15 protein-coding genes are annotated in these 15,265 nt (G+C 72.7%); 3 read left to right on the top strand and 12 right to left on the bottom strand.

Annotated elements, in window-relative coordinates; all coding sequences use genetic code 11:
- Positions 1 to 124: 124 nt before the first annotated feature.
- From groL to Q0795_RS13380, 3 genes are all read right to left on the bottom strand, one after another.
- Positions 125 to 1,726: a chaperonin GroEL gene (gene groL, locus Q0795_RS13390; protein ID WP_298890404.1), complete on the bottom strand. Its 1,602-nt coding sequence runs from the start codon at positions 1,724 to 1,726 to the stop codon at positions 125 to 127.
- 108 nt (positions 1,727 to 1,834) lie between these two features.
- Positions 1,835 to 2,128 (bottom strand): co-chaperone GroES, encoded by a 294-nt coding sequence (gene groES, locus Q0795_RS13385; protein ID WP_058889829.1) that lies wholly within the window; start codon positions 2,126 to 2,128, stop codon positions 1,835 to 1,837.
- A gap of 235 nt (positions 2,129 to 2,363) precedes the next feature.
- Positions 2,364 to 3,629 (bottom strand): phosphatidylserine/phosphatidylglycerophosphate/cardiolipin synthase family protein, encoded by a 1,266-nt coding sequence (locus Q0795_RS13380; protein WP_298890402.1) that lies wholly within the window; start codon positions 3,627 to 3,629, stop codon positions 2,364 to 2,366.
- Positions 3,630 to 3,660: 31 nt separating this feature from the next.
- Between Q0795_RS13380 and Q0795_RS13375 the strand changes: the two genes are divergently transcribed.
- A complete protein-coding gene (locus Q0795_RS13375) occupies positions 3,661 to 4,932 on the top strand; it encodes a class I SAM-dependent methyltransferase (RefSeq protein WP_298890400.1) in 1,272 nt (423 codons plus the stop codon).
- Here Q0795_RS13375 and Q0795_RS13370 read toward each other — a convergent pair.
- From Q0795_RS13370 to tsaB, 5 genes are all read right to left on the bottom strand, one after another.
- A complete protein-coding gene (locus tag Q0795_RS13370) occupies positions 4,915 to 5,628 on the bottom strand; it encodes a TrkA family potassium uptake protein (protein WP_298890398.1) in 714 nt (237 codons plus the stop codon). The genes Q0795_RS13375 and Q0795_RS13370 overlap by 18 nt on opposite strands.
- Positions 5,621 to 6,949, bottom strand: a complete 1,329-nt coding sequence (locus tag Q0795_RS13365; protein ID WP_298890396.1) for a potassium transporter TrkG — start codon at positions 6,947 to 6,949, stop codon at positions 5,621 to 5,623. Before Q0795_RS13365 ends, Q0795_RS13370 begins: the two co-directional genes overlap by 8 nt.
- Before the next feature lie 78 nt (positions 6,950 to 7,027).
- Positions 7,028 to 8,071 (bottom strand): tRNA (adenosine(37)-N6)-threonylcarbamoyltransferase complex transferase subunit TsaD, encoded by a 1,044-nt coding sequence (gene tsaD, locus Q0795_RS13360; protein ID WP_298890394.1) that lies wholly within the window; start codon positions 8,069 to 8,071, stop codon positions 7,028 to 7,030.
- Positions 8,068 to 8,538: a ribosomal protein S18-alanine N-acetyltransferase gene (gene rimI, locus Q0795_RS13355; RefSeq protein WP_298890392.1), complete on the bottom strand. Its 471-nt coding sequence runs from the start codon at positions 8,536 to 8,538 to the stop codon at positions 8,068 to 8,070. The genes tsaD and rimI overlap by 4 nt, the downstream gene beginning before the upstream one ends.
- Positions 8,535 to 9,227 (bottom strand): tRNA (adenosine(37)-N6)-threonylcarbamoyltransferase complex dimerization subunit type 1 TsaB, encoded by a 693-nt coding sequence (gene tsaB / locus Q0795_RS13350; protein ID WP_298890389.1) that lies wholly within the window; start codon positions 9,225 to 9,227, stop codon positions 8,535 to 8,537. The genes rimI and tsaB overlap by 4 nt, the downstream gene beginning before the upstream one ends.
- A gap of 62 nt (positions 9,228 to 9,289) precedes the next feature.
- On the opposite strand from tsaB, the gene sodN reads away from it, so the two are divergent.
- Positions 9,290 to 9,691: a superoxide dismutase, Ni gene (gene sodN, locus Q0795_RS13345; protein ID WP_058889836.1), complete on the top strand. Its 402-nt coding sequence runs from the start codon at positions 9,290 to 9,292 to the stop codon at positions 9,689 to 9,691.
- A 64-nt stretch (positions 9,692 to 9,755) separates the two neighbouring features.
- Here the strand turns inward: sodN and Q0795_RS13340 are convergent, their stop codons facing one another.
- The 4 genes from Q0795_RS13340 to Q0795_RS13325 all read right to left on the bottom strand — a co-directional run bounded on the left by Q0795_RS13340 (position 9,756) and on the right by Q0795_RS13325 (position 13,828).
- The gene (locus tag Q0795_RS13340) at positions 9,756 to 10,982 is read right to left on the bottom strand and encodes an HD domain-containing phosphohydrolase (RefSeq protein WP_298890386.1); all 1,227 of its coding nucleotides are present in this window, start codon (positions 10,980 to 10,982) and stop codon (positions 9,756 to 9,758) included.
- Complete coding sequence (locus Q0795_RS13335) at positions 10,979 to 12,361, bottom strand: HD domain-containing phosphohydrolase (protein WP_298890384.1); 1,383 nt, start codon at positions 12,359 to 12,361, stop codon at positions 10,979 to 10,981. The genes Q0795_RS13340 and Q0795_RS13335 overlap by 4 nt, the downstream gene beginning before the upstream one ends.
- Before the next feature lie 526 nt (positions 12,362 to 12,887).
- Complete coding sequence (gene rsrA / locus Q0795_RS13330; protein ID WP_298890382.1) at positions 12,888 to 13,175, bottom strand: mycothiol system anti-sigma-R factor; 288 nt, start codon at positions 13,173 to 13,175, stop codon at positions 12,888 to 12,890.
- Positions 13,175 to 13,828, bottom strand: coding sequence for a sigma-70 family RNA polymerase sigma factor (locus Q0795_RS13325; protein ID WP_298890380.1), 654 nt, complete (start codon positions 13,826 to 13,828; stop codon positions 13,175 to 13,177). The genes rsrA and Q0795_RS13325 overlap by 1 nt, the downstream gene beginning before the upstream one ends.
- 187 nt (positions 13,829 to 14,015) lie before the next feature.
- On the opposite strand from Q0795_RS13325, the gene Q0795_RS13320 reads away from it, so the two are divergent.
- Complete coding sequence (locus tag Q0795_RS13320; protein WP_298890378.1) at positions 14,016 to 15,260, top strand: pyridoxal phosphate-dependent aminotransferase; 1,245 nt, start codon at positions 14,016 to 14,018, stop codon at positions 15,258 to 15,260.
- Positions 15,261 to 15,265 lie beyond the last annotated feature (5 nt).

Below are 15,265 nucleotides of genomic sequence, written 5' to 3'. Positions count from 1 at the left end.
CGGCCTCCACGCGTCCCGCGGCGGCCACCCCCGACACCGACGACCACGCCCCTCCGGGTGAACCCGGAGGGGCGTGGTCGTCTCGTGTCACGGGGAGGCCGGACGGGGCCCCCGCGCGCCGGACTCAGTGCGAGTGGCCGTGGCCCTCGTCGTCGTCCTCCGGCTTGTCCACGACCAGGGTGTCCGTGGTCAGGACCATGGAGGCGATGGAGGCGGCGTTGCGCAGGGCCGAGCGGGTGACCTTGACCGGGTCGATGACGCCGTCCGAGAACAGGTCGCCGTACGCACCCGTGGCCGCGTTGAGACCCTGGCCGGGGCTCATCTCCGCCACGCGCGTCGTGGCGACGTAGCCCTGCAGACCGGCGTTCTCGGCGATCCAGCGCAGCGGCTCCGCGGCGGACTTGCGCACGATGGCGGCACCGACCGCCTCGTCACCGGACAGGTCCAGGCCGTCGACCGCGGAGGCGGCGTGCACCAGGGCCGAGCCACCGCCGGCGACGATGCCCTCCTCGATGGCCGCCCGGGTCGCCGAGACGGCGTCCTCGATGCGGTGCTTCTTCTCCTTGAGCTCGACCTCGGTGTGGGCGCCGACCTTGATGACGCAGACGCCACCGGCGAGCTTGGCGATCCGCTCCTGGAGCTTCTCGCGGTCCCAGTCGGAGTCGGTCGCCGCGGCCTCGGCCTGCAGCTGCGCGACGCGGTCGGAGACCGCCTGCGCGTCGCCGTTGCCCTCGACGATGGTCGTGGTGTCCTTGGTCGCGACGACGCGGCGCGCGGCGCCCAGCACCTCCAGGCCGACGGAGTCCAGCGACAGGCCGACCTCCTCGGCCACGACCTGGCCACCGGTGAGGATCGCCATGTCCTGCAGCATCGCCTTGCGCCGGTCACCGAAGCCCGGAGCCTTGACGGCGACCGCGTTGAAGGTGCCGCGCACCTTGTTGACGACCAGGGTCGACAGCGCCTCGGCCTCGACGTCCTCGGCGATGATCATGAGCGGCTTGCTCTCGCCCACGACCTTCTCCAGCAGCGGCAGCAGGTCGGCGACCTTGGAGATCTTGCCCTGCACCAGCAGCACGTAGGCGTCCTCGAGGACGGCCTCCATCCGCTCGCTGTCGGTCACGAAGTACGGCGAGAGGTAGCCCTTGTCGAACTGCATCCCCTCGGTGAACTCGAGCTCCATCGCGGTGGTGGAGGACTCCTCGACCGTGATGACGCCGTCCTTGCCCACCTTGTCGAAGGCGTCGGCGATGAGCTCGCCGATCTGCGGGTCCTGGGCCGACAGCCCGGCGACCTGGGCGATCTCGTCGCGCCCCTCGAGCTCGCGGGCCGTCTCCAGGAGGCGGTCGTTGATGGCGGTCACCGCGGCGTCGATGCCCCGCTTGAGGCCGGAGGGGGCGGCGCCGGCGGCGACGTTGCGCAGGCCTTCCTTGACCATGGCCTGGGCGAGCACCGTGGCGGTCGTCGTGCCGTCACCGGCGATGTCGTTGGTCTTGGTCGCGACCTCCTTGGCGAGCTGGGCACCGAGGTTCTCGTAGGGGTCCTCCAGCTCCACCTCCCGGGCGATGGTCACGCCGTCGTTGGTGATGGTGGGGGCGCCCCACTTCTTGTCGAGGACGACGTTGCGGCCCTTGGGGCCCAGCGTCACCTTGACCGCGTTGGCCAGGGCGTCGACGCCCCGCTCCAACGCCTTGCGGGCGTCGTCGTTGAACTGCAGCTGCTTCGCCATGGGCAAAGAGCTCCTTTCTTGCAGGTATGCGGTGTGCGTCCGGATGCGCGTCGCCCCGGTCGCCCGAGGGGCGGCCGGGGCGACGCGTCGAGAGAGGTGGAGCGGTCGTCAGCCGACGATCGCGAGCACGTCGCGCGCCGAGAGGATGAGGTACTCCTCGCCGGAGTACTTCACCTCGGTGCCGCCGTACTTGCTGTAGATGACGCGGTCACCCACGGTGACGTCCATGGGGACCCGGTTGCCGTTGTCGTCGATGCGACCCGGACCGACCGCCAGGACCTCGCCCTCCTGGGGCTTCTCCTTGGCGGTGTCCGGGATGACCAGGCCGGAGGCCGTGGTCTGCTCGGCCTCGACGGCCTTGACGACGATGCGGTCCTCGAGCGGCTTGATGGAAACCGACACGGTTACCTTCCTTCTCGTTCAGGTGACGGGCCTGTGCAGCCCGCCAGGTGGTCTTGTGCTGGCCGTCACTCCCCCGCGATCACCCACCGCCGTCGCGGGGGTCGGTCGGCTCTCGCGGCTGGCACTGACGTGCCGAGAGTGCTAGGGACGAATCTAGGCACCGAGTTAGCACTCGGTCAAGCCGAGTGCCAACACGCCCGTGACCTGCGGCCGGCCCGGGTCGGTCACGCACCTGCTACAGCAGCACCTGCAGCGGCTGCAGCACCCGCTCGACGACCCGCGTCCCCACGCCCCGCTGGGCCCACGTCTCGAGGGTCAGCTCCTCGCACTGCTCGAGATCGGCGCGGAAGATGTCCTCCATGTGGGCGGCCTGGGCCTCGTCCACGATCTCCAGGTTGATCTCGTAGTTGCCCTGCATGGAGAGCCGGTCGATGTTGGCGGTGCCGATGGTGGCCCACCGGCCGTCCACGGTCATGGTCTTCGCGTGAACCATGACGTCCTGGTAGAGGAAGATCCGTACGCCACCCTCGAGCAAGGTCTCGTAGTAGGACTGGGCCACGACGTCGGCCAGGACGTGGTTGGAGGCCTCCGGCAGGACCACCCGCACGTCGACCCCCCGGGTGGCGGCGGTGAGCAGCCCGTGCAGGATCTCCCGGTCGGGGATGAAGTAGCCCTGGGTGATCCAGATGCGGTGGACCGCCCGGTCCATCCCCTCGAGGTAGAGGGCGCGCACCGGGTAGACCACCCGGCTGGGCTCGTTGCGCGCAGCCCGGATGGAGGTGTTCCAGTCCACCGTGCCGCTGTCCGGCAGCCTCGGGCGGCGGGACCCCTTGTGCCGGTTCCAGAAGTCGGCGAAGGCGTTCTGCAGCTCCCAGACGCTGTGCCCCTCCACCCGGACGTGCGTGTCCCGCCAGCTGGTGGCGTAGAGAGCACCGATGTTGTAGCCCCCGACGAAGCCCACGCGGCCGTCCACGACGAGGATCTTGCGGTGGTCCCGCCCGGAGGCGCGGACGTCCACGATGGGCAGGGCGGTGCGCAGCACCGGGAAGCGCAGCATGTGCACGCCGTCCGGGAAGCGGAGGAAGTCCCGCGGCACCACGAGGTTGGCGAACCCGTCGACGACGAGGCAGACGAGCACGCCCCGGTCCGCGGCCCGCACGACCGCCTCCTTGAACGCCTGCCCGACGTCGTCGGCCTTCCAGATGTAGGACGCGAGGTAGACGAAGTCCTGCGCCTGGTCGATCGCGGCGATCATGTCGTCGTAGAGGTACTGGCCGTAGGTGTACGTCGTCACCCGCGACCCCTGCACCGTGGTGCACACCGGGTCCTGGACGGGGGCGTCCCGGTCCACGTGGTCGCGTCGCTTGCGGACCGCGTCCACGGCCACCACCCCGGCGGCGAGCGTGAGCTGGCCGGCGAGGGCGACGCCGGCGGCGCCGACCGCCAACCGACGCCCACGACGCACCAGGCGGTGGACCTTGCGGCTGAAGACGCGGGGCATGCGCCCCAATCTACTGCCGCAGAATGGGGCGATGACCCCCGATCCCGCCGCCGACCTCCTGCGACGGCTCGCCGAGGGTCCGGGCGCCCGCCTGCTCGACGCCCTGCCGCCCTACGACGAGCAGGACGCGCTGGCGCTGCTGGCCCGGCTGCGCGCCGACGGGCACGACCCGGAGCTGGTCTCCGCCGCCCTGACCCAGTCCCGGCTGCGGACGCGCGGACGGCCGCGGCTCGGCCCGGGGGTGGAAGACCTGCTGCTCACCCAGGACGGGCTGGAGCAGGCCACCCGCCCGGCGGTGGCCACCCGACGGGCCGCGCGGCTGGCGCGGACCGGGGTCCGGCACGTGCTGGACCTCGGGTGCGGGCTGGGCCTCGACGCCATCGCCTTCGCGCGGGAGGGGCTGGAGGTGACGGCGGTCGAGCGGGACCCGGTGGTGGCCGCCGCGGCACGCGCCAACCTCGCCCCGTGGCCCGGGGCCCGGGTGCTCACCGGTGAGGCCCTCTCCCAGCCGGTCGAGGCCGGCGACGGGGCGTTCCTGGACCCGGCCCGTCGCGTCCCCGGGGTGGCGGACGTCCACGGCCGCACCCGGAGGGTGCGCGGGCTGGAGGGGCTGTCCCCCACCTTCGATCAGGTCCGGGACGTGGCGCGCCGGGCCCGCGCGACGGTCGCCAAGCTGGGCCCCTCCTTCGACCCGGACGACGTGCCGGCCGACGCCGACGCGGAGTGGGTGTCCCTGGACGGCGACCTGCTCGAGTGCGCCCTGTGGTGGGGCGCCGGGCCGCCCCGGCGCCGCGCGGTCGTCGGCCGCAGCCGGCCCGGGGTGGCAGCCGTCTGGGACGAGCTCGTCGAGGCCCCGGACCCGCCGGAGGCCCTGTCGGACGCCGCCGGGCTGCTCGGCCACCTGGCCGAGGTGGACGACGCGGTACGCGCGGCCGGCCTGACCGCCTCCCTGGCCTCCGCGGTCGACGGGCGGCAGACCGCGCCCGGGACCGGCTACGTCACCGCCGCCGCACCCGTCGACCACCCGGCGCTGCGCTGGTTCGTGGTCCGGGAGGTCCTTCCCCTGCGGGCCGCGGTGGTGCGGGCCTGGCTGCGGGAGCATCACGACCCGGCCGGCCCCGTCACCCTCAAGAAGAGCGGGGTCCGGCTCGACCCCGACGGCTTCCGCAGGGACCTGCGTCTGCCGAGGAGGGCGCGGGGCGGGGAGGAGGTCGTGCTCGTGCTGACGACCGTCGCCGGGTCCGCCCGCGCGCTCGTCGTGGAGCGGCTCGCGCCCTCGTCGCGGTCAGCGGTCGAGCACTGATCGGCGCTGCGGGGTCCGCGGGAGGGCGATGAAGCGCTCGACGTCGGCGATACGCCCGGAGACCACCAGCTCGTCGCCCTCCTCGACCAGGGTCTCGGGCACGGCATACGTGAACTCCTGCCCCGGCCGCTTGAGCCCGACCACGGTGATCGTGTGCCGGGTGCGGACCCCGGAGTCGGCCAGGGTCCGGCTCCACGTCTCGGCCGGTGCCGTGCAGCGGGCGATGGCGAACTCGTCGTCGAACTCCAGGTAGTCGGCCACCCCGTCGGTGACCATGTGGGCGACCCGCTGACCCATGACGTACTCCGGGTAGATGACGTGGTGCGCCCCGATGCTGGTCAGGATCTTGCCGTGCTTGCGGGTGATCGCCTTGGCGTAGATGCGCTCCACCCCCGCCTCGTGCAGCGTGATGACCGACAGGACGCTGGCCTCGATGTCGGACCCGATCGCGACGACCGCCCGGCGCACCGAGCCGACGTCGAGCTGGCGCATGGCCTCCCCGTCCGTCGCGTCGGCCACGACGGTGTGCGTCAGCTCGTCGGCGTACTTCTGCACCCGTCGCTCGTCGGTGTCGATCGCCAGCACCTCGACGCCCTGACGGACCAGCGACTCGCAGACCGCGGTGCCGAACCGGCCGAGGCCCACCACGAGGACGGTGTAGGCGCCGCTGTCGGCGGGACGCCTTCTCTTAGCCAACAATGGGTCTCTCCTCCGGGAGTCGGTAGTGACGGTGACGGGTGTTGAGCGCGAGGGCGGCGGCCACGGTGATGGGGCCGAGGCGGCCCAGGAACATCAGGGCCATGAGCACGAGCTGCGCGGCCGGGGGGAGGCTGGCCGTGATCCCCGTGGACAGGCCGACGGTCGCGAAGGCCGAGATGACCTCGAAACCCAGGTCGAGCGGCGGCAGGTCGGTGAGGATCATCAGGGTGATGGTGCTCACGATGACGAGCCCCACGGCGAGGAGCACCACGGAGAGCGCCTGCCGGACCACCGGCATCCCCACCCGGCGCCGACCGATGACCACGTCGGGCTCGCCGCGGACCTCCGACCAGATGACCGCGGCGAGGAGCAGGAAGGTGGTCACCTTGATGCCGCCGGCGGTCCCCGCGCTGCCCCCGCCGACGAACATCAGGGCCATGGTGATGGCCTCCGTCTCGTCGGTGATGGCCGCGTAGTCGACCGAGTTGAAGCCGGCCGTGCGGGGGAACAGCCCGCCCCCGAGCGCGCCGACGAGCTGCCCCCGCGGGCCCAGCTCGGCCAGGGTGCCCCCCGGCTGGGCCTCGAAGGCCCAGAACGCCGTCACCCCGAGGACCATGAGGACCGCCGAGCCCCAGACCGTGAGCCGGGTGTGGATGGTCCACGTCCCCGGCCGCCGACCGCGCAGGAGCTCGCGCAGGACGGGGAAGCCCAGGCCCCCGAGGACCAGCGCCGCGCAGATCGGTCCGATGATCCACAGGTCTCCCACGAAGCCGACGAGGCTGTCCTGGTAGAGCGCGAAGCCGGCGTTGTTGAACGCGGACACGGCGTGGAACAGGCCGTGCCAGAGGGCGGTGCCCCAGTCGTAGCCGTAGCCGAGGTGGAAGCGCAGCGTGAGCGCCGCCCAGGTCACCGCCTCGATGAGCAGCATGAGCTGCAGCATGCGGCGCAGGATGCCGCGGACGTCCCCCAGGGAGCGGCTGCGGGTGTCCGCCTGGGCCGCCAGCGAGGTGCTCAGCCGCAGCTTGCCCCGGACGACGAGGGCGATGAGGGTGGCGAGGGTCATCACCCCGAACCCCCCGATCTGGATGAGCACGAGCAGGACCACCTGGCCGAAGGGCGACCAGTAGCTCGCGGTGTCCACGGTGATGAGGCCGGTGACGCAGGTGGCGGACACGGTGGTGAAGGCCGCGACCATGAGGTCGGCCTCCGCACCCGGGCCGCGGGACACGGGGAGCATGAGCAGCGTCGTCCCCGCGAGGACCACCAGGACGAAAGCGAGGGTCACCGAGCGGGCCGGGTGGGCCCAGAAGACGCGCACGAGGGTCCATGGTGCGCCTCGACCCCGCGCCGGGCAAGTCGTCCGGGCTGCCGGCGGGTCGCGCCGGGGCCCGTCGGCTCAGGCCCGGACCTGCTCGACCGGCTGGGAGGAGTCGGCCGGCAGGTCGAGCCGGGACTCCGGGCGGCCCTTCATCACCATCTGCGCGCCGAGCGCCGCCACCATGGCCCCGTTGTCGGTGCACAACCCGGGCCGCGGCACGCGCAGCCGGATGCCGGCGGCGTCGCACCGCTCCTGGGCCAGCGCGCGCAGGCGGCTGTTGGCGGCCACGCCGCCACCGATGAGGAGGTCCCCGACCCCGTGCTCCGCGCACGCCAGCACGGCCTTGCGGGTGAGGACGTCCACGACGGCCTCCTGGAAGCTGGCCGCGACGTCCGCGACCGGCACCGGCTGACCCGTCGCCTCACGCGCCTGCACCCACCGGGCCACCGCGGTCTTGAGACCGGAGAAGGAGTAGTCGAACCGGTGCCGCTGCAGGTCCCGGCCGGAGGTGAGCCCGCGCGGGAAGTCGATGGCGACCTGGTCGCCGTCGCGGGCCACCCGGTCGATGTGCGGGCCGCCCGGGAAGGGCAGCCCCAGGACCCGGGCCACCTTGTCGAAGGCCTCGCCGGCCGCGTCGTCGATGGTGGCGCCGAGGGAGCGGATGTCGTCGGTGACGTCCGGCACGAGGAGGAGGTTGGAGTGCCCCCCGCTGACGAGCAGTCCCATGGTCGGCTCGGGCAGCGGGCCGTGCTCGACGACGTCGACCGCCACGTGCGCGGCCAGGTGGTTGACCCCGTAGAGCGGCACGCCGAGAGCGAGCGCCAGGGCCTTGGCGGAGGCCACCCCGACCAGCAGGGCACCGGCCAGACCGGGCCCGGCCGTGACCGACACGGCGTCGACGTCGGCCAGGCGCACCCCGGCCTCGCGGCAGGCGCGCTCGACGGTGGGGACCATGGCCTCCAGGTGGGCGCGGCTGGCCACCTCGGGGACCACTCCGCCGAACCGCGCGTGCTCCTCCACGCTGCTCGCGATGGCGTCGAAGAGCAGCGTCCGGCCGCGGACGATGCCCACGCCCGTCTCGTCGCAGCTCGTCTCGATGCCCAGGACGAGAGGTCCGCTCATGCGTCGAGCTCCTTCCTCAGGACGAGGGCGTCCTCGCCGGACCGGTAGTACCGTTCCCGGGTCCGCACCAGCTCGTAGCCGCGGGCGGCGTAGAGACGGCGCGCGACCTCGTTGCCGCTACGGACCTCGAGCAGGACGCTCGTGGCCCCGGCGTCCCGGGCCAGCTCGTGCAGGCGCCCCAGGAGCAGGGCCCCCAGGCCACGCCCGCGGGACCGGGGGTGGACGGCGAGGGTCATGACGTCGGCGACGTCGCCGGCCACGTCCAGACCGGCATACCCGTCGAGACCGTCGTGACCCTCACGGGCGGCGACGACGTAGGCGCGCCGCGGCCGGGACGCCAGCTCGGCCCACAGGCCCGCCTCGTCCCAGGGCTCGTCCGGGAAGGCCGCGCGCTCCACCGCCAGCATCGCGGGGATGTCGCGCCACGTGGCGGGGCGCATCAGCTCCGGCGCGACATCCTCGCTCATCGCGCCCTCGTCTCCACCGCGTCCGGCCGGCGCAGGTAGAGCGGCTCGGGCGGCAGCAGACCGGTGGCGCTGTCCGGGTGCGTCCCCTCGCGCAGGCGGACGGCGAGGTCGGCCAGGATCCCGGGAGAGACGTCCAGGGGGGCGCTCTCGAGCTGCCCGGTGAGGGACTCCGGGTAGAGCAGCCCGCCGCGCCCCACGGCGGGGAGCCTGCGGACCTCCTCGGGCAGCGACGAGGCGGGACCGACTCCCGGCCCTCCCACCCGGCGGGCCCCGGACGGGGTCATCTCGTAGCGCGCCCAGTAGACCTCGCGCCGCCGGGCGTCCGTCGCCACCAGCAGCTCAGGACCGGGTATGCCTGGTGCGCCGGCTGCTCCGAGGTGCGCCGCGTGGGCGAGGGCGTCGAGCGAGCACACACCCTGGGGCGCGGGAAGCCCGCGTCCCAGGGCCAGGACGAGGGCGGTGACCACGCCGACCCGCAGACCGGTGAACGGGCCGGGCCCTACCCCGCAGACGACCGCGGTGACCTCGCTCATCCGCAGACCCGCCTCGTCGAGCGCGTCGCTCACCGCCGGGGCGAGCAGCTCCCCGTGGCGGCGGACGTCCTGCCGGAAGACCTCGGCGCGGACCACGTCACCGTCGTGCAGGGCGGCGCCCACGGACCCCGTGGCGGTGTCGATCGCGAGCAGCACCCGCTCAGGCTAACGTGGTGGGTGTTGGAGTCCCCCGCCCGACCTACTGAAAAGGATGGCCGATGTTCACCAGGTTCTTCGCCCCCACCATCGAGGTCAGCGCCCACTGCGACCTGCCGTGCGGCGTCTACGACCCCGCCCAGGCGCGGATCGAGGCCGAGTCCGTCAAGAAGATCTGCGAGAAGGTCGCGGACAACGACGACGCGGACTTCCGCATGCGCGCCATGATCATCAAGGAGCAGCGCTCCGAGCTCGTCAAGCACCACCTCTGGGTGCTGTGGACCGACTACTTCAAGCCGCCGCACTTCGAGCAGTTCCCCGAGCTCCACGTCCTCGTCAACGAGGCCACCAAGCTCGCCGGCGCCTCGGGCACCAAGGGCAGCTTCGACGTGGCCACCGCGGACGAGCTGCTCGGCAAGATCGAGCGCATCGCGGAGATCTACGCCGAGACCAAGAAGGGCTGACCTCCCGCACCGACGAGGACCGACCTGCCGCTCCGGCGGGTCGGTCCTCGTCGTACGTGTGCGGTCAGCGGCTCAGCGACCCCGCCTGCCCGGTGGACAACGATCCCCGGCGCTCCAGCTGGTGGACGAGGACACGGACGACCTCGGGGTCGTACTCGTGCGGGGTGCTGCGCAGGAGCCGCTCGAGGGCCTCGACGGGGGCGCTGCTGCCGGCCAGCCTCGTGCCCCGGCCGGTGAGGTCGTCGTAGGCCGAGGCCACCCGGACGATGCGGGAGGCGAGCGCCACGTCGCCGCGCTCGACGGCGCGGTGGTGGGCGAGCCCGACGTCCGCGACCACGGACGCCAACCGGGACAGCTCGGCGGTGCGCCCGAGGATCGAGGAGCCGGTCGAGGCGATCTGGCGCTGGTCGCGGGCCGAGAGCTCCACCGTGGCGCCGCCGGGGACCGGCCGGCTCAGACCTACCTGGCCGATGTCGTGCAGCAGCGCAGCCGCCTCCACGTCACGCAGGTCGGCAGCCTCCACCCCCATGTCGCGGGCGATGGGCACGGCCAGCTCGGCCACCCGGGCGGCGTGGCCCGTCATCGCCAGCCCGGCCTCCTCCGGCAGGCGCGCGAGCGCGAAGATGGTCTGCCGCTGGGCCCGGCGGATCCGTCGCTGGCGGTTGACCGCGGGCTGGAGTACCAGGAGGGGCACCAGGAACAGCACCAGGCTCAGCGGGCCCAGCTCGGTCAGCGCCAGGGCCATGACGACCGCCGTGGAGGCCCCGGCGAGCGAGACGGGGCCCTGCCGCTCGAACTCCCCGCTCAGGGTGGCCCAGGCCATGCTCCGGCTGCGTACCGACGCGCGGACCCCGCGCCAGATGAGCGGGGCGGCGGCGGCGAGGACGGCGACCAGCAGCAGCAGGATCGCGATGAGCACGGGGGCGTCCTGGGCGTGCCAGACGCTCTCGAGCAGGGTGTCCCCGCCGGGCCCGGGGATGCGCACGAGCACCCCTGCCACGACCACGGAGGTCGCCAGCCGCATGAGCTCGCGCTGCGTGGAGCGCAGACGTCGACGCCACCCGGCGACGAGGAGCATGGCACCCGTCGCCAGCAGCAGGGGGCCGAGCATCCCGAGCAGGTGCCCGGGCTCGCCGGAGGCGACGGGCCAGGCCGTCGCCATGGCCAGGGCCATGGCCGTCGCCTGCGAGAGGGGGGCGTCGCGCGCCGGCCCGGAGGAGGTCTGGCGCCACACCTCGCTGAGGACCATGACCGTCACGCCCACGAGGGCGGTCCCCCAGGTGAGGATCACCGCGCCTCACCCGCGCCCGGGAAGAGGAGGTCGGCCGACTCGGGCTGCCAGTCGGCGAAGGCGTCGCTGATGCTGGGGTGGTCGTGGTCCGGCAGGAGCCGTCCGGTGCCGCCGACTGCCGACCGCCGCCCCCCGAGCCACGGGCTGCCCGGCCGGGCCAGCACCCCGGCGAGCGCCTCGACGACCTGCGGGTCGAGGTGGCTCCCGGCCCGCAGACGCAGCTCCTGGAGCGCCTCGGGGGCGCTGACCACCTCACCCTCCGGCGCGCCCGTCAGGGCGTCGAAGGAGTCGGCCACGGCGATGATGCGCGCGGCCAGCGGGATCTCCTCGGCGCGCAGGCCGGCGGGGTAGCCGCGGCCGTCCCAGCGCTCGTGGTGGTGGGCGATGGCGGGCAACGAGTCCTCCAGGAAGTCGAGTCCCTCGAGGACGTTGACCCCCGCCAGGGGGTGGGCGCTGAGCGCGCTGAGATAGGCGATCTCGTCCTGAGGGTCGGTCGGCAGGTCGGCGCGGACCACCATGATGCCGATGTCGTGCAGCAGCGCGGCGTAGCGCAGGTCCTCGGCCTCCGGGGCCCCGACGCCGAGCTGCTCGGCGAGGGCCTCCGCCAGGTCCGCCACGCGGGCGCTGTGGCCGACGGACGACGGGTCCGCCTCCTCCAGCGCGGCGACGAAGGTGGTGACGGTCTCCTGGTGCTCGCGACGGGCCAAAGCGTCCCGGCCGATGGCCCAGTGCGCGATGAGCAGCGGGCCGAGCACGAAGAGCGCCGACCCCGGCCCCAGGCCGACCGGCCCCCAGAGCACCACGAAGAGGAAGCCGATGGCGGCGTGCGAGAGGTACCCCCAGCCCAGGCTGCGCAGGACGGACTCCGCCACGGGCAGCACCCGGGTCCCCCTGCTCACCGCCGACACCAGGCCGATGCACAGGACGTTGACCGCGATCATCGCCACGTAGGCGACCAGCAGCGGGGCCCCCACCCGCAGCAGCAACGCCCCCGGGCCGGCCGGGATCTCGTCGACGAGCACCCCCCCGGTCGCCAGGTAGACGAGGGATCCGGCGGCGCCCATGGTCGCCGTCATACCGCAGTTGAAGAAGCGGGTGCGCCAGTTGCGGCTGCGGAAGTCCGTGAGGTACGGCAGGCCCGCGGCCACGGTCGTCCCCACCGGACCAGCGATGGGGATGGCGGCGGCCAGGACGACCGTGGAGACGGACACGCTCCAGTGGCTCATCCCCCGTTCGTGGATCTGGACCCCCAGGGTGACCAGGCCCATGAGGAGGAGGGTCACGCCCACACCGGCACCCAGGTCTGGCGCCCGGAGCAACCCCCCGAGGCCGGCCAGCGCTGCTGCGAGGGCGATGAGGGAGCCCGCCAGCAGCGTCACGGGCATGAACGAGGGGCGCGGATCGTTGCGATCCGCGCCCCTCGTTGAGTGAGTGGGTCGGCTCAGCCGTTCCACTGCACGACGTCGATGAAGCTGAACAGGGCGCTGAAGGCGCCCGAGGTGACGAAGTCGGTGATGAGCTGCAACATGATGGTGTCCTTCCGTAGAGACGCCCCCGACGGGTAGGAGCGACAGCCGGTGAGACCTCCGGCGTCCTTCTAATATGCCACACGCGTCACAGAGCAGTCCTCCCGAAGACGACCGCGACGGACAAAATTGAACAAACCTTTACCATACCCGTGACGACAGTCACAAGGACCTGGTCACGGAACGCCTGTGGGACACTGGGACCGTCACCGATCGTTGGGAGGACCCACATGAGCAAGCGAGCCCGCAAGCGCCGCGACCGCAAGAAGAAGGCGGCCAACCACGGCCGCAAGCCGAACGCCTGAGCGCCAGCATGACCGAGGGCCGCCCCGACCGGGGCGGCCCTCGTCGCGTCGCGTCCCAGCTCGGGACCTCGGGGCTACGTCTCGGTGCGACGGACGACGGTGACCTGGGTGCTGGTGATCCGGGTGAGGATCTGGCTGCGCAGCTCCGGGGGTGCGCTCTGACGTGCGCACGCCCGCCGGACCAGTGCCTTGAGCAGCAGGTCACGGTCGTACTCCGCCAGGCAGGATCCGCAGTCGTCCAGGTGCGCCTGGATCCGTGCGCGGTCCACCGGTCCGGTCTCGTTGTCCACGAACTCGAAGAGCCGCAGGAGCACGCCGGCGCAGTCGACCGCGTCCTCGCCACCCTGGGGGCGCTCGGCCATCACGACCCCTCCCCTGCTCGCGTGATGCCGCGCTCCGCGGCGTAGTCGGCCAGCAGCTCGCGCAGCTGCTTGCGACCCCGGTGCAACCGGGACATGACGGTGCCGATGGGGGTGTCCATGATGTCGGCGATCTCCTTGTAGGAGAAGCCCTCGACGTCGGCCAGGTACACCGCCATCCGGAAGTCCTCGCCGATGCTGGCGAGGGCCCTCGTGACGTCGCTGTCCGGCAGGTGGTCCAGCGCCTCCGCCTCCGCCGAGCGCAGCCCCGAGGACGTGTGGGAGGCCGCCCGCGCCAGCTGGTAGTCCTCGACCTCGGCCGCGTCCGACTGCAACGGCTGGCGCTGCTTCTTGCGGTAGCTGTTGATGTAGGAGTTGGTGAGGATGCGGTACATCCAGGCGCGCAGGTTCGTCCCGGGCCGGTACTGGTGGAAGGCCGCGAACGCCTTGGCGTAGGTCTCCTGCACCAGGTCCTCGGCGTCGGTCGGGTTCCTGGTGGTCCGCAGGGCCGCGCTGTACATCTGGTCCAGCAACGGCATGGCCTCGCGCTCGAAGCGCGCTGAACGCTCCTGCGGGCTCTCGGTCGCGACGTCGACGGTCGCGTCTGCCGCTGCCTGGGCGTCGATCTCCTCGACGGCCGGCTGGTCAGTACTCATCGCCGTCCAGCCTAGCCCGTGCGGGCTCGCCAGGGCGAAGTCGCCAGCCGCCTCACCGGGAGCGGTGGTGGTCCTCAGCACTCTCGTCTCCTCCGCAGTGTCGTCGCAACTGGGGGGTCAACGTGGGGATCGGGCGCGCGCATTCCCGGCCGCCGGTCCCGGGTGGGGAGGATGGGACGATGAGGGGGTGAACCCGAGCGCCCGTCCCGACCGACTCCGCCCGCTGACCCAGCCGGCGAAGCTGCAGAACGTCCTCTACGAGATCCGCGGACCGGTGGCGGCCCGGGCCGCGGCCCTGGAGGCCGAGGGGCACCGCATCCTCAAGCTCAACATCGGCAACCCCGCGCCGTTCGGCTTCGAGGCGCCTGACATCATCCTGCAGGACATGATCGCGGCCCTGCCCGGGGCGCAGGGGTACTCGGAGTCCAAGGGCATCCTGCCCGCCCGGCGCGCCGTCGTCTCGCGCTACCAGGACGAGCCCGACTTCCCCCCGCTCGACGTCGACCACGTCTACCTCGGCAACGGCGTCTCCGAGCTCATCATGATGACGCTCAACGCCCTGCTCGACCCCGGGGACGAGGTGCTGGTCCCGGCGCCGGACTACCCCCTGTGGACCGCGGCGACCAGCCTGGCCGGCGGCACACCGCGCCACTACCTGTGCGACGAGGCGGACGGCTGGAACCCGCAGGTGGAGGACATCCGGGCCAAGATCACGCCCCGCACCAAGGCCCTGGTCGTCATCAACCCGAACAACCCCACCGGGGCGGTCTACTCCCGCGAGGTGCTCGAGCAGGTCGTTGAGCTGGCCCGCGAGCACTCCCTGCTGCTGCTCGCCGACGAGATCTACGACCGCATCGTCTACGACGACGCCCGGCACGTGTCGATCGCCTCGCTGGCGCCCGATCTCCTGTGCCTCACCTTCAACGGCCTGTCCAAGACCTACCGGGTCGCCGGCTACCGCGCCGGGTGGGTCGCCATCACCGGACCCACCGCGCACGCGCGGGGTTTCCTCGAGGGCATCGAGCTGCTCGCGTCCACCCGGTTGTGCCCCAACGTGCCCGCCCAGCACGCGATCCAGGTGGCCGTGTCCGGTCACCAGAGCATCGAGGAGCTGATCGCGCCGGGGGGGCGCCTCGCCGAGCAGCGCGACCTCGCGACCGGCATGCTGAACGCCATGGAGGGGGTGAGCTGCGTCGAGCCGAGGGGCGCCCTCTACGTCTTCCCCCGCCTCGACCCGGAGGTGCACGAGATCCACGACGACGTCCAGCTGTGCCTCGACCTCCTGGAGCGGGAGAAGATCCTCGTCGTGCACGGCACCGGCTTCAACTGGCCCACCCCCGACCACCTGCGCGTCGTGACCCTCCCCTGGGGCGCGGACCTGAGGGCGGCACTGGAGCGGATGGGCAACTTCCTGTCCGCCTACCGCCAGTGAGAGCA

Origin of the sequence: uncultured Serinicoccus sp., assembly GCF_947487915.1 — a bacterium.
GTDB lineage: Bacteria > Actinomycetota > Actinomycetes > Actinomycetales > Dermatophilaceae > Ornithinicoccus.
The sequence above is the reverse complement of the archived record's forward strand: the minus strand, read 5'-3'. Positions and strand labels throughout refer to the sequence as shown.

What these genes read in the sequence shown, in the direction of transcription:
- sodN (WP_058889836.1), top strand. Translation starts at nt 9,290, where the DNA reads ATGTTCACCAGGTTCTTCGCCCCCACCATCGAGGTCAGCGCCCACTGC.
- Q0795_RS13380 (WP_298890402.1), bottom strand. Translation starts at nt 3,629, where the DNA reads ATGCCCCGCGTCTTCAGCCGCAAGGTCCACCGCCTGGTGCGTCGTGGG.
- groL (WP_298890404.1), bottom strand. Translation starts at nt 1,726, where the DNA reads ATGGCGAAGCAGCTGCAGTTCAACGACGACGCCCGCAAGGCGTTGGAG.
- tsaD (WP_298890394.1), bottom strand. Translation starts at nt 8,071, where the DNA reads ATGAGCGGACCTCTCGTCCTGGGCATCGAGACGAGCTGCGACGAGACG.
- rimI (WP_298890392.1), bottom strand. Translation starts at nt 8,538, where the DNA reads ATGAGCGAGGATGTCGCGCCGGAGCTGATGCGCCCCGCCACGTGGCGC.
- Q0795_RS13375 (WP_298890400.1), top strand. Translation starts at nt 3,661, where the DNA reads ATGACCCCCGATCCCGCCGCCGACCTCCTGCGACGGCTCGCCGAGGGT.
- Q0795_RS13325 (WP_298890380.1), bottom strand. Translation starts at nt 13,828, where the DNA reads ATGAGTACTGACCAGCCGGCCGTCGAGGAGATCGACGCCCAGGCAGCG.
- rsrA (WP_298890382.1), bottom strand. Translation starts at nt 13,175, where the DNA reads ATGGCCGAGCGCCCCCAGGGTGGCGAGGACGCGGTCGACTGCGCCGGC.